The sequence below is a fragment of the Gaiella sp. genome (assembly GCF_035710885.1).
Lineage (GTDB): Bacteria > Actinomycetota > Thermoleophilia > Gaiellales > Gaiellaceae > Gaiella.
Genome location: NZ_DASTCS010000018.1, coordinates 16,417 through 29,703 on the forward strand (window position 1 = coordinate 16,417; position 13,287 = coordinate 29,703).

Here is a 13,287-nt window from a genome sequence, read left to right on the forward strand (position 1 = left end):
TCGTCTCCTCGTTGACTGACGGTTCAATCGGGCAAGCCTAGACGATCGCCGCGGGCGCGACCTCGTGTGGGCGCGCCAGGCCCACGGGCGGCGGGAGCAGCAGGCAGACGACGCAGCCGACGACGGGCGCGGCCGCGGCGACGTAGAGCGCGGTCTCGAGATCGACGGCGTCCGCGACCGCGCCGAGAGCGACCGCGGCGATCCCGCCGAGCCCCATCGCCAGCCCGACCGAGAGCCCGCTGGCGACGCCCACGTGCCGCGGCAGGTAGAGCTGGCTCAGCACGATCGTGACGCCGAAGGTCCCGACCACGCACAGGCCGACCAGCATCAGCGCGAGGGTGCCCACCACGCCGCCCATCGCCACGAACAGGACGATCAGGACCGGAAGCGCAGCCTGGGTCACGAGCAGTGTCCGGCGCAGCCCGAGCCGGTCGGCGACGGGGCCGAGCACGAGCGTGCCGACCGCCCCCGCGACGAGCATCAGCGCGAGCGTGCGGTTTCCCTCTCCCTCGGTTCCTCCGTTCTCCACGACCCACAGCGGGACGAAGGTCAGGAGGCCGAACCACGCGACGCTCCGGAAGGCGATCACGACCGCGAGCAGCGACATCGCCCGGAGGTCGTCGTCGCCGTGGCTTGCCCGGCGCGAGGAACGCTCGGGAGCCACGCGGCCGAGCGAGGGCAGCACGCGGAACAGGATGCCCGCCACGACGAGCACGGGCAGCATCGCGACGAGCCCTCCCTCGAGCCCCAGCCAGATCACGAGAGGCGTGACGACGATCGGACCGAGCGCGTACCCGGTGTTGCCTCCGATGTTGAAGTAGGACATCCCGCTCGCGCGCTTCCGGCCGCTGGCGTACGCGGCGAACTTCGCGCCCTCCGGGTGGTACGCCGCGATGCCGATCCCGGCGACGAAGACGAGCAGCAGGACGAGCGCATAGCTCGGCGCCGCCGCCGCGAGCCCCGTGCCGACACCTGCGAGGGCCACGCCTCCCGGCAGGAGCCACATCGCGCCGCGCCGGTCGGACCAGAGGCCGAAGAGGGGCTGGACGACCGACGACGAGACCAGGACCGCAAGCATCAGCGCCGCGGTCGCCGTGTAGCTCAGGTCGAACTCGAGCACGAGGAACGGCAGCAGCGCCGGCACGGCGCCCGACGCGAAGTCGACTGCGAGATGGCCGCCCGAGAGCGCCGCCATCACCTTCCGGTCGAGCTCCTCGCGCATGCCCCCGAGGCTACTCGTCCCGGGACGTCGCGCGTCGCGTACGCCCGGCTCCTCCGAGCGCGGGCGATTGTACGGTCTCCCACACCCTGCCGACCCGTCCGCGACGTCTACGTTTCAGGCCTTGGCCGCAATCGAGGCAGAGGGGCTCGTCAAGGTCTACCGCTCGCGCGGGAGCGAGGTGCGCGCCCTGGACGGCGTCGACCTCGCGGTCGAGGAAGGCACCGTCCTCGGCCTGCTCGGCCCGAACGGCGCGGGCAAGACGACGACGGTGCGGATCCTCGCGACGCTGCTCCGCCCCGACGCCGGCCGCGCGGCGGTCGGCGGCCTGGACGTGCTGCGCGATGCGCAGTCCGTGCGCAAGCTGATCGGCCTCTCCGGCCAGTACGCAGCGGTCGACGAGAACCTGACCGGGCGCGAGAACCTGTGGATGTTCGGCCGGCTCTATCAGCTCCCGAGCGCCGAGGCGCGTCGCCGTGCCGACGAGCTCCTCGAGCAGTTCGGGCTCGGCGACGCGGCCGACCGGGTGGCGAAGACGTATTCCGGCGGCATGCGCCGGCGCCTCGACCTCGCCGGAGCTCTCGTCGGTCGTCCCAGACTCCTGTTCCTCGACGAGCCGACCACCGGGCTCGATCCGCGCAGCCGCCTGGGGATGTGGGAGGTGATCCGCGAGCAGGTCCGCGAGGGGACGACGCTCCTCCTCACGACGCAGTACCTCGAGGAGGCCGACGAGCTCGCGCACGAGATCGCCGTCGTCGACCACGGGCTGATCATCGCCCGGGGCACGGCAGACGAGCTCAAGACACGGGTCGGCGGCGAGCGGATCGAGGTCATCGTGCGGCAGCGCGCCGAGATCCCTCTTGCGATCCAGCTCCTCGCGCCCAACGGAGGCAGCTCTTTCGACGAGCACACCCGACGGCTCACGATCGCCGCCGGCGGCGGCGCGCAGCAGCTCGTCGACGTCGTCCGCCGTCTCGGCGAGGCCTCGATCGAGGTCGACGACGTCGGCCTGCGCAGGCCGACCCTGGACGACGTGTTTCTCACACTCACCGGGCACGCCGCCGAGGAGGAGGACGAGCAGGAGAAGGAGTCCTTCGGCGAGGAGCGCGCGGCATGAGCTCGATGGCGCAGGCGGTCGCCGACGGCCGGATCGTGGCCTGGCGGAACCTCAAGCGGGTTCCGCGCATCCCCGAGCTCGCGATCTTCGCGATCCTCCAGTCGATCATGTTCGTGCTGCTGTTCGCGTTCGTGTTCGGCGGCGCGATCCCGCTCCCCGGCGGCGGCAGCTACCGGGAGTACCTGATGCCCGGGATCTACATCCAGACCCTCGCGTTCGCGTCCATCACGACCGCGATCGGGATGGCCGACGACATGAACAAGGGCCTCATCGACCGGTTCCGCTCGCTGCCGATGGCCCGGTCTGCGGTCCTGAGCGGCCGGACGAGCGCGGACGTCGTCTACAACGCGGGGATCCTCGTGGTGCTGATGCTCTCGGGCCTCGTCGTCGGCTGGGGGGTGCACTCCTCCGTCGGCGAGTTCCTCGTCGCGATCGCCCTGATGCTCGCCTTCACGTTCGCGATGGCGTGGATCGGCGTCCTGCTCGGCCTGATGGTGAAGACCGTCGAGGTCGCGCAGCAGCTCGGGTTCCTCGTGATCTTCCCGCTGACCTTCCTCTCGAACGCCTTCGTGCCGACGGAGACCCTCCCCGGCGTACTGCAGCCGATCGCCGAGTGGAACCCCATCAGCGCGCTCGTCGCGGCCACCCGCGAGCTGTTCGGGAACCCGAACCCGTTCCCGTCGGACTCGTTCCCCGGGGAGCACGCGCTCCTCCTGTCCGTGCTCTGGACGGCGGGCCTGCTCGTCGTCTTCGCGCCTCTCGCGGTGCGGCGCTACCGCTCGATCGACCGCTGACGGGCGGCCGACGACGCCTGTGTCGACTCGACACGAGCGGTGCCGCCAGACGCCTGCGTGAGCCGTTGGCGGGACGAGCGCGTGCGCCACGACTAGCATGCCCGCCGCGTGGACCTCGATCTCACCCCCGACCAGGAGCTGATCCGGGACACCGTTCGCGCCTTCGCGCGCGAGCGGGTCGCACCGGTGGCCGAAGAGCTCGACCGCGAGGCGCGCTTCCCCGTCGAGCTCGCCCGCGAGATGGCCGAGCTCGGGCTGATGGGGGTGCCGATCCCCGAGCACTACGGCGGCGCGGGCGGCGACACGGTCTCCTATGCGATCGCGGTCGAGGAGCTGACGCGCGTCGACTCTTCCGTCGCGATCACCGTCGCAGCGCACACCTCGCTCGGGACGATGCCGATCTTCCTGTTCGGGAGCGACGAGCAGAAGGAGCGCTGGCTTCCCGACCTGGCCTCCGGCCGCAAGCTCGCCGCGTTCGGCCTCACCGAGCCCGACGCCGGCTCGGACGCAGGGGCCACCCGCACGACCGCGGCCCTTCGGGACGGCTCGTGGGTCGTGAACGGCTCGAAGATGTTCATCACGAATGCCGGCACCGAACTCACGTGGGGCGTGACGATCACCGCGCGCACCGGCGAGGACGAGATCTCGAACCTCGTCGTGGAGAACGGGACACCCGGCTACGCGATCTCCGAGCCCCTGCACAAGCTCGGCTGGAAGGCGTCCGACACGCGAGAGCTGACGTTCGCGGACTGCAGCGTCCCGGAGGGAAACCTGCTCGGCCCGCGCGGGAAGGGCTTCGCGCAGTTCCTCGAGATCCTCGACGGCGGGCGGATCTCGGTCGCGGCGATGGGCGTCGGGCTCGCGCAAGGGGCCTACGACCTCGCCTACGCCTATGCGCAGGAGCGGCAGCAGTTCGGCAAGCCGATCGCGAAGTTCCAGGCGGTCGCCTTCAAGCTCGCGGACATGGCGGTCGAGATCGAGGCGGGTCGCCAGCTCGTCTACAAGGCCGCCTGGCTCAAGGACACGGGTCGCCCCTTCGCGCTCGAGGCGGCGATGGCGAAGCTCTACACGGGAGAGCTCTCGCACCGCGTGGTCAACCACGCCTTGCAGATCCACGGCGGCTACGGGTTCATGGACGAGTTCCCCATCTCACGCCTCTACCGTGACCAGAAGATCCTCGAGATCGGCGAGGGCACGAACGAGGTCCAGCGGCTCGTGATCGCGAGGCTGTTGGGCCTCTAGGGCCCAACAGGGGACGGCCCCCGTAGGGCCTGTCCCCGGCGAAGCATCGCGACGACGCCGCGCAAAACGCGGGGCACCGGAACGTGCTTCGGCGTCGAACCGAGCGTCGGCCGGGTCAATCCCCTTCGGGGACGGACCCGAGGGAGAGCCGCTCGACGACCTGGCTGTCGCGGAGCGCAGTCGTGCAGCCGCCGACGGTGTAGAGGCTCCCGGCGATCGCGAAGGCCTGGAGGGCGTGGCGCGTGACGAGCGGCACCGGGCCGGCCCGCCAGCGCCCGCTCGTGCGGTCGTAGACTTGATAGGTCGACTCCCAGACCGCGTGAAGGGTGTCTCCGGTCGCCGCCAGCCCGAGGAGCTCCATCGGCTTCGGCATGGCGGGGCCCGCGCGCCAGCGGCCGGTGCGCGGATCGAGGATCCACACCTCCCGCAGCACGCGCTCTCCACGCCTCCCGCCCACGACCCACAGCTCGCCGCGGAACGCGACCGCCCCGAAGGCGTGCACCGGGCGGGGCAGCGGCGTGCCCGACCGCCAGCGGTCGGTCGCCGGGTCGTACACGTAGACGTCGCGTCGCTCTCGTCCTCGGACGAACCCGCCCAGCGCGTACAGGCGCCCGCCCAGGGCGACGAGGCGGTGGTTGAAGCGTGCGGCGGGCAACGGCGCCAACCGGCGCCAGGCACGCGCCCGCGGGTCCAGGGTGAGCACGGTCGCGACGTTCCCCGCCGGCGTCGTCCCGCCCGCGACGACGATGCGACCGCCGAGCGCGGCGGCCGCCGCGGCCCGCGTGGCCTCGGGGAGCGGCGTCAGCGTCCTCCAGGCGTCCCGGCCCGGGTCGTAGCGGGAGACCGTCGCCAGCGGCCTCCCGGTCTCCCCGACCATCCCGCCGGCCGCGTAGATCCGGCCGCCGAGCTCCGCCGCGGCGATGTAGCTCCGCCGCTGGGAGAGCGACGCCACCCGCTCCCAGCCCGCGTCGGGGGCGGCCGGACCGCCGGCCGCGAGCGCCGCCGTCACCGCTCCGGCACAGAGCGCGGCCAGCGCGACCGCGAGGGCTCTCACGCGGCGACGATGCCGCGGAGCCGGCGTCGCTCCTCCTTCCGCTCCCGCATGCGGTCGGGATCGGGGACGGGGACCGCGGCGAGCAGGGCTTTCGTGTACTCGTCCCGCGGCCTCGTGTAGACCTCGTTCGCCGGGCCGGTCTCGACGATGCGACCCTGGTGCATCACCGCGATGTGGTCGCTGACCGAGCGGACGACGGCGAGGTCATGGGCGATGAACAGGTAGGCGAGGCCGAACTCGGCCTGCAGGTCCTTCAGCAGGTTGATGATCTGCGCCTGGATCGAGACGTCCAGCGCGGAGACCGGCTCGTCGCAGACGATCAGCCTCGGCGAGAGGGCGAGCGCGCGCGCGATTCCGATCCGCTGACGCTGGCCGCCCGAGAACTCGTGCGGGTAGCGGTTCACGTAGGCGGGGTCGAAGCCGACGACGTCGAGCAGCTCGCGCACCCGTGCGCGCCGGTCCCGGCGCGTGCCGACCTTGTGCACCTGGAGCGGCTCGCTGACGATGTTGCCCACGGTCATCCGGGGATCGAGCGAGGAGTACGGGTCCTGGAAGACGATCTGCGCGTCGCGACGGACGCGCCGCAGGTCCTCGCCGTCGAGCTCAGTCAGCTCGCGGCCCTCGAAGCGCACCGACCCGCTCGTCGGCCGCATCAGCTGGAGGATGCAGAAGCCCGTCGTCGACTTGCCCGAGCCGGACTCGCCGACGAGCCCGAGGGTCTTCCCCGCCTCGATGTCGAAGCTGACGCCGGCGACCGCCTCCACGTAGTCGACCGTGCGCTCGATCACGAGCCCCCGCCTCACGGGGAACCGCTTGACGAGATCCTTGACCTCGAGGAGCGCGCTCATGCGGGCGCCCCCTCCCGCGCAGAGGCGCGCTCCGACGCCGGGTGCTCGGAGCGGACGAAGTGACGTGGCCTGAGCTGACGCAGCTCGGGCATGTGCTCGGCGCAGCCGTCCCGCTCGTCCGCGTACGGGCACCGGGCTGCGAAGCGACAGCCGTCCGGCGGGTCGACGAGGTCGGGCGGCCGCCCGGCGATGGCGGTCAGGCGCCCGGTGCGCGAGGCCGCGTCCTCGAGCTGCGGCAGGGCGCCGAGGAGGGCCTCGGTGTACGGGTGCTCAGGTCGCGCGAAGAGCTCGCGCGAGGGCGCCTGCTCGACCACCTGACCCGCATACATGACCACGACGTCGTCGGCGATCTCGGCGATCACGCCCATGTCGTGGGTGATCGCGATCATCGCCATGTCGTGGTCGCGCCGGAGCTCGTCGAGGAGATCGAGCACCTGCGCCTGCACGGTCACGTCGAGTGCGGTGGTCGGCTCGTCCGCGATCAGCAGGTCGGGCTCGCACGAGATCGCGATCGCGATCATCACGCGCTGGCGCATGCCGCCCGAGAGTCGATGCGGGTAGTCCTTGAGCCGCGTCTCCGCCTTGGGGATCCTGACCTCCTCGAGCAGCTCGACCGCCCGCCGGCGAGCCTCGGACCTGGGCACGTCGACGTGGCGCCTGATCGTCTCCATGAGCTGCGTCCCGATGGTCAGGGTCGGGTTGAGCGAGGTCATCGGGTCCTGGAAGATCATCGCGATCCGCTGCCCGCGGATGTCCTCGAGCTCCCGCTCCGGGAGCTTGGTCAGGTCCCGCCCGTCGAACACGACCTCGCCGCCGACGATGCGCGCCGGCGGCCTCGGGATCAGCCCCATGATCGACAGCGCGGTCACGGACTTCCCGCAGCCCGACTCGCCGACGAGCCCGAGCGTCTGGCCGCGGTCGACCGCGAGGCTGACGCCGTCGACCGCCTGGACGACGCCCTCGCGGGTGAAGAAGTGCGTGCGCAGGTCGCGTACCTCGAGAAGCGGCATGCCTACGTCTCCCTCGTCCGCGGATCGAGCGCGTCGCGGAGACCGTCCGCGATGAAGTTCGCGCAGAGGATGAGGTACGCGATCGCAACGGACGGGACGATGATGATGTGGGGCGACACGCGGTAGGCCCGGTAGCCGTCCTGTGCCATCGAGCCCCACGAGGCGTCGGGTGGGCTGATCCCGAGCCCGATGAACGAGAGGAAGGCCTCGCCGAGGATCACGCCCGGGAGCTCGAGGAAGACGGCGATCACCAGCACGCCGAGGGTGTTCGGCAGGAGGTGCCGCGCGAGGATACGGAGCTGCCCGGCGCCGACGGCACGCGCCGCGCGCACGTAGTCGTTCTCCTTGAGCGTGATGATCTGCCCGCGGACGATCCGCGCCGTCGTGAACCACGACGCGATCGAGAGCGCGATCACCATCGTCCAGAAGGTCACGCTGTCGAAGATCGCGAGGACGATGATGGCGAACGGGAGGTACGGGAGGCCGTAGAGCGCGTCGAGGATGCGCATCAGGGTGTTGTCGACCATCCCGCCGAGAAACCCCGCGATCGCGCCGTACCCGACCCCGATCGCCAGGATCACCAGGGTCGCGGCGAACCCGATCCCGATCGAGACCCGGCCGCCCAGCGCCGTCCGCGTGAACAGGTCCCGCCCGAACTGGTCGGTGCCGAACGGATGCGCGAGGCTGGGGCCCTCGCTCCGCTGGGCGAAGTCGACCTCGTAGGGGTCGTAGGGCGAGATCGGCGGCCAGAACAGGCAGTACGCCAGGAGAAGCAGGAAGGCGACACCTGCGATCACCGCTGCGCGGTTGCGGATGTAGCGGTACCAGGCGTCGCGCCAGAGGCTCGACGTGCGGACGGGCGCGCCGGCATCGCCCGGGGCGCCGGTCGGTACCTCCGGGTACCGACGCTCCTTGCGCTGCCGCAGCGACGGGATGATCGTGCGTCGCTCGGACTCGCGGGCCGTCGACATCAGCGTGCTTCCCGGGTGCGCGGGTCGAGGATCCCGTACAGGATGTCGACGACCATGTTCGCGATGATCACGATGATCGCGAGCAGGACCGTGAGCCCCATCACGACCGAGTAGTCACGCGCCGTGACGGCGGTCACGTAGTACCGGCCGATGCCAGGGATCGCGAAGATCTGCTCGATCACGAACGACCCGGTGATCAGGAAGCCGAGGATCGGCCCGGCCGCCGTCACGACGGGGATCAGCGAGTTGCGGAGCACGTGGACGACGACGACGCGGCGGCGTCGGAGCCCCTTCGCCTTCGCCGTGCGGATGTAGTCCTGCTGCAGGGTCTCGAGCACGCTGCCGCGGGTCAGCCGGGCGAAGTACGCCATCGGCCCGAGGCCGAGCGCGATCACCGGCAGCACCTTGCTCTGCCATGTCGTCCAGCCGCTCGTGGGGAAGTCGAACACGTCCCCCCAGCGGACCGCGAAGAAGTAGATGAGCAGCGTCGCGACGAGGAAGCTGGGCACGGCGAAGCCGACGTTCGCGACCACCATCGCCGAGTAGTCGGGCCACTTGTTCGCCCGGAGCGCGGCGAGCAGGCCGAGGGGGATCCCGAACACCAGCGCGAAGAGCATCGCGAGCGCTCCGAGCTCGAGCGAGGGAGGGAAGTGCTCGGCCACGATGTCGTTGACGTCGCGGTTGCGCAGCACGAGCGAGGGGCCGAGGTCGAACGTGGCGACGTTCCGCACGTAGTTGAGGTACTGCCTCCACCACGGGTCGTTGAGGCCGTACTTCTCCTCGAGGTTCTGCTGGATCGACTCCGGGATCGCCCGTTCCGAGGTCCGGAACGGGTTTCCCTCGATCTGACGCATCAGAACGAAGGTCATGAAGATGACGAGGAGGATCACGGGGATCGTCCAGAGCACCCGGCGGATCACGAGCCTCGTCATGTCGTCTCCCGGGGGAAAGGAGCGGGACGGCGGCGGGCGGGCCGCCGTCCCGGATCCTCGTGGCTACGCCTCCGGCTCCACCTCGACCACCTTGGTGTAGTCGGTCTGGTTGAGCGCGTTGACCTCGAGCGATTCCTTGATCGACTCGCGCTCGAGCTGCACGTACGTGTACCAGTAGATCGGCACGACGGGCAGGGCACCGCCCTCGCCGACGAGCTTCTCCTCGAGCTGGGAGTAGATCTCGAAGCGGTCGGCGTCGTCCGGTGTGCGACGCGCCTCGGCGACGAGCCGGTCGTACTCGGGGTCGCAGTAGTTCGAGTTGTTGTTCCCCGAGTCGCAGGTCCAGAGCTCGAGGAAGTTCATCGCGTCCACGAAGTCGGCGATCCAGCCCGAGCGGTAGGCGCCGACGGAGGGGTCGGGCGGTGGGCCGAGGAACTCGAGGAACTGCGCCCACTCCTGGACCTTGATCGTCGTCGTGATGCCGAGCTCCTTCCACATCGACTGGACCGCGACCGCGATCTCACGATGGCCCGGCGAGTCGTTGAGGTAGAGCGTGACGTTCTTCGCCGGGTTGGCGACGTCCGCCATCAGCTCCTTCGCCTGCTCGAGGTCGCCCGACTCGGGCAGCCACGGCGATGCGGGGTTGAAGGTGTCGAAGCCCGGCATCCCCTGAGGCGTGAAGCCCGTCGACGGGAGCTGGTCGGCCTGCGCGATGTTGTCGATGATCGTGCGCCGGTCGATCGCCAGCGACATCGCCTGCCGCTGCTTGAGGTCGGGCACCGTCTTGATGTTGAGCCCGTAGTAGTAGGTGCCGAGCCCCGGATACTGGGCGTACTCGGGGGTGTCCTTGAGGCGCGGGAGCTCCTCGGGCGGCAGCCCGGCGGTCATGTCGAGCTCGCCGGCTTCGAACGCCTGCACGGCGGTCGTGCCCTCGGAGATCATGCGCCCGTTGATCCGCTCGAGCTCGACGTCGGCGGCGTTCCGCCACTCGTCCCACTTGACGAGGTCGAGTCGAGAGTTGTGCTGCCACCGGTCGAGGCGGAAGGCCCCGTTCGTGACGATGTTCTGCGGCTCGGTCCATTTGTTGCCGAACTGCTCGACGGTCGGCCGGTGCACGGCGATGAACGAGTGGTGCGCGGACTGCTGGACGAACCACGGCTGGGCGGAGGTGAGCTTCACCTCCAGCGTCCGGTCGTCGACCGCTTTCACGCCGACCTTGTCGCGCATCGCGGCGCAGTCCTTCTTGCACCCGTTGTAGTCGGCGGCCCCAACGATCCCGAAGAACTGGTACGCGTAGTCCGCTGCGAGGTCCGGCGAGATCGTCCGCTTCCACGACCACTCGAAGTCCTCCGCGGTCACCGGGTCGCCGTTCGTCCACTTCCCGTCGTCGCGAAGGTGGTACGTCACGGTCGTGCCGTCCGCCGAGACGTCCCAGGACTCCGCCAGGTTCGGGACGGGCTCGAGATCCTGGTTCAGCTTGACGAGCGGGTCCATGATGTTCGTGATCACGTCCGCCGACGTCGTGTCGGTGGCGAGCCCGGGGTCCAGCGACGGGGGCTCGGTACCCCAGTTGACAGCGATCACCTGGTCGATCACGCCGCCCCCGCTGCCACCTCCGTCGTCCCCGCCACACCCTGCGGCGAGCACGGCGAAAGAAGCGACGGCCGCGGCAGCCAAGAACGTACGCATGGTTATGCTCATCGGAGCCCCTTTCATCGAGCCGTCCTGGTTCGGTCGGACGGGCGTCCCGTGTTGCTCTTCCCAGAATGGCGGCTTCGAAAACGAGTCTCCGCGCGGCCTTACGGAACGTTGATGTTCGCCGACCCGCGCTCTGGAGCGCGGTCGGAGTGCTCTGCGCGGCGTTCGCGCTGGTGCAGCGCGCCGAGGCGCACGTCACCTTGGAGCCTTCCTTCGTGGAGGCCGACACGAAGGCGACCGTTGCTTTCGCGACCCCGAACGAGCGAGCGCCGCACGCGACCACCTCGCTCGTGATCGAGGCCCCGGACGGGGTCGAGCTCTCCGACGGCGCTGTGCCGCGGGGCTGGCGGCTCGACCTCGCCGGCGGCCGCGCCCGCTGGTCGGGCGGGCGCATCGAGGGAACCCGCGTCGTGGCGTTCCCTCTCTCCGTGACGGCCCGCACGCGCGCCGGGAACGTGACGTTCCGGGCGATCCAGGGCTACGACGACGGCGAGAGCGTCCGGTGGGGCGCGAACCTGACCGTGCTCCCCGCGTCCGGGAGCGAGGCGCCGTCCCAGCGGCTCGACCGCGCGCTCGCCGCCGGCGCCGTGGGCCTCGTGGTGATCGCGGGCAGCTTCCTCGTCCTGCGACTGATCAGGCGGCGCCCACTTCAGGATCCATAGCGGCGGTCGTTGGTACCGTCGAGCGCCGTGCTCTTCGCCCAGGTCCTGAACGACGATCTCGGCTGTGCCGCCTACCTCGTCGGCTGCGAGGAGGCACGGGAGGCGGTCGTCGTCGACCCGCCGCTCGAGATCGAGACGATCCTGGCGGAGGCCGAGCGCCTCGGAGTGCGGCTCGTCCGGACGCTCGAGACCCACACGCACGCGGATCACGTCTCCGGCCACGGCCGTCTTGCGCTCGAGCACGGGCTCCGCGTGAGCATCCACCCCGCGGCCGGAGTCGAGTATCCGAGCGACCCGCTCGAGGACGGCGCCGAGATCACGGTCGGGACCGTCACGCTGCGCAGCGTCCATACCCCGGGCCACCGCCCGGAGCACTGCTGCATCGCCGTGATCGACCGGACGCGCGCCGACGAGCCGTGGCTCGTGCTGACGGGCGACTCGCTGTTCGTCGGCGACGCCGCGCGCCCCGACCTCGCCGTGGGCGCGGTGGAAGGCGCCGAAGGGCTCTTCCACTCACTGCGTCGGCTGCTCGAGCTCCCGGACGGCGTCGAGGTGTTCCCCGGCCATGTCGCTGGGTCGCTCTGCGGCAAGGCCATGAGCTCGCGAGGCTCGACCACGATCGGGTTCGAGCGCCGTTTCAACCCGATGGCCTCGATCCCGGAGCTCGACGCATTCGTCGCGGAGTCGGCGGCCGTGTCGGCCCCGAAGCCGCCAAACCTCGCCAGGATCGTCGAGCTCAACCGGGGGCCGTTCCTGCCGGCCCAGCCCGCGCCCGAGGAGCTTCCCGTGCCGGCGGAGGGCTCACAGCTCCTCGACGTCAGACCGGTGGCCGACCACCTCGCGGGGCACCTCCGGGGGGCGATCAACGTCCCCGTCTCCGGGACGAGCTTCTCCACGAAGGCCGGGTTCGTGCTCGACACCGACGCACCCGTCACCCTGCTCGCGTCGACGGTCGCAGAGGTCGAGCGGGCCACCGCCGGCCTACGGTCGGTCGCCTTCGCCGACGTCGCCGGCTACGTCCTCGGGGCCGGTTCCGAGACGAGCGACTCCGTGTCGATCGAGGAGCTCGAGAGGCTGGTCGAGAACGGCGCCACGGTGATCGACGTGCGCGAGAAGGACGAGCGCGACGAGGGCTACATCCCGGGCAGCCGCAACGTTCCGTATCGCCTGATGCGCTCCTGCTGCCCGGACCTGCCGGATGACCGTCCGGTGATCACGATCTGCACCTCCGGGCCGAGGGCGGCGATCGCCGCGAGCATCCTGCGGGCGAAGGGCTTCGACGCGCGTCCGGTCGTCGACGGCGGGATGACCGACTGGCTCGCCCGCGGCGAGACCGCGGTCACGTTCCGCCGCTGCGGCTCGTAGCCTCAGTCTCGGAGTCGAGCTCGCGGAGGCGCGCGATCGCGTCGAGGCCCCGGAGGAGCTCGCGCGCTCGGGCGAGTCGGCGCTCGGCGGCTGTCGCGGCGCCCGCCGCGCGCAGCTCGCGTGCCTCGAGGACGCGCACCTCTGCCTCCAGCTGCGGCGCACCGATCTCGCGGAGCACCTTCGCAGCGTCGCCGAACCTGCCCGTGTCGATCGCCAGCGCCGCCTCCAGCAGGCGCGAGCCGGGCGGCTCGTCGAGCGATCCGAGCGCCCCGCTCCGACCGACACGCTCGAGTGCGAGGGAGGCGAGAAGGATCCAGTAGCCGGGCATGAAGCCATGTGGGTTCGCCCGACGGCGGTCGAGGAGGTCGTCGAGCA

Annotated in this window: 12 protein-coding genes and 1 pseudogene; 5 read left to right on the forward strand and 8 right to left on the reverse strand. The window is 70.8% G+C overall.

What is annotated here, in order from left to right; translation table 11 throughout:
* Nucleotides 1–37: 37 nt before the first annotated feature.
* Nucleotides 38–1,222, reverse strand: coding sequence for an MFS transporter (locus tag VFO26_RS04085; protein WP_325113610.1), 1,185 nt, complete (start codon nt 1,220–1,222; stop codon nt 38–40).
* A 121-nt stretch (nt 1,223–1,343) separates the two neighbouring features.
* Here VFO26_RS04085 and VFO26_RS04090 point away from each other — a divergent pair, with 121 nt between their 5' ends.
* From VFO26_RS04090 to VFO26_RS04100, 3 genes are all read left to right on the forward strand, one after another.
* Nucleotides 1,344–2,336 (forward strand): ATP-binding cassette domain-containing protein, encoded by a 993-nt coding sequence (locus VFO26_RS04090; RefSeq protein WP_325113611.1) that lies wholly within the window; start codon nt 1,344–1,346, stop codon nt 2,334–2,336.
* A complete protein-coding gene (locus VFO26_RS04095) occupies nt 2,333–3,130 on the forward strand; it encodes an ABC transporter permease (RefSeq protein ID WP_325113612.1) in 798 nt (265 codons plus the stop codon). Before VFO26_RS04090 ends, VFO26_RS04095 begins: the two co-directional genes overlap by 4 nt.
* 108 nt (nt 3,131–3,238) lie before the next feature.
* The gene (locus VFO26_RS04100) at nt 3,239–4,372 is read left to right on the forward strand and encodes an acyl-CoA dehydrogenase family protein (protein WP_325113613.1); all 1,134 of its coding nucleotides are present in this window, start codon (nt 3,239–3,241) and stop codon (nt 4,370–4,372) included.
* Between the two features lie 115 nt (nt 4,373–4,487).
* On the opposite strand, the gene VFO26_RS04105 is transcribed toward VFO26_RS04100, so the two are convergent.
* The 6 genes from VFO26_RS04105 to VFO26_RS04130 form a co-directional block, all read right to left on the reverse strand.
* On the reverse strand, nt 4,488–5,426 hold the full coding sequence (locus VFO26_RS04105) for a Kelch repeat-containing protein (RefSeq protein WP_325113614.1): 939 nt from the start codon (nt 5,424–5,426) through the stop codon (nt 4,488–4,490).
* The gene (locus tag VFO26_RS04110; RefSeq protein WP_325113615.1) at nt 5,423–6,274 is read right to left on the reverse strand and encodes an ABC transporter ATP-binding protein; all 852 of its coding nucleotides are present in this window, start codon (nt 6,272–6,274) and stop codon (nt 5,423–5,425) included. The genes VFO26_RS04105 and VFO26_RS04110 overlap by 4 nt, the downstream gene beginning before the upstream one ends.
* A complete protein-coding gene (locus tag VFO26_RS04115; protein WP_325113616.1) occupies nt 6,271–7,284 on the reverse strand; it encodes an ABC transporter ATP-binding protein in 1,014 nt (337 codons plus the stop codon). Before VFO26_RS04115 ends, VFO26_RS04110 begins: the two co-directional genes overlap by 4 nt.
* A gap of 2 nt (nt 7,285–7,286) precedes the next feature.
* Nucleotides 7,287–8,255 carry an ABC transporter permease gene (locus tag VFO26_RS04120; RefSeq protein WP_325113617.1) on the reverse strand — a complete coding sequence of 323 codons (969 nt, stop codon included), beginning with the start codon at nt 8,253–8,255 and terminating at the stop codon, nt 7,287–7,289.
* The gene (locus VFO26_RS04125; protein WP_325113618.1) at nt 8,255–9,187 is read right to left on the reverse strand and encodes an ABC transporter permease; all 933 of its coding nucleotides are present in this window, start codon (nt 9,185–9,187) and stop codon (nt 8,255–8,257) included. Before VFO26_RS04125 ends, VFO26_RS04120 begins: the two co-directional genes overlap by 1 nt.
* 63 nt (nt 9,188–9,250) lie before the next feature.
* Nucleotides 9,251–10,876 (reverse strand): peptide ABC transporter substrate-binding protein, encoded by a 1,626-nt coding sequence (locus VFO26_RS04130; RefSeq protein ID WP_325113619.1) that lies wholly within the window; start codon nt 10,874–10,876, stop codon nt 9,251–9,253.
* A 224-nt stretch (nt 10,877–11,100) separates the two neighbouring features.
* Here VFO26_RS04130 and VFO26_RS04135 point away from each other — a divergent pair, with 224 nt between their 5' ends.
* On the forward strand, nt 11,101–11,547 hold the full coding sequence (locus VFO26_RS04135) for a hypothetical protein (RefSeq protein ID WP_325113620.1): 447 nt from the start codon (nt 11,101–11,103) through the stop codon (nt 11,545–11,547).
* A 27-nt stretch (nt 11,548–11,574) separates the two neighbouring features.
* Entirely contained in the window at nt 11,575–12,912 is a 1,338-nt protein-coding gene (locus VFO26_RS04140; RefSeq protein WP_325113621.1) for an MBL fold metallo-hydrolase, read from the forward strand.
* Here VFO26_RS04140 and VFO26_RS04145 read toward each other — a convergent pair.
* Nucleotides 12,887–13,287, reverse strand: a pseudogene (locus VFO26_RS04145) (hypothetical protein); the annotation flags it as partial. The gene VFO26_RS04140 and the pseudogene VFO26_RS04145 overlap by 26 nt on opposite strands.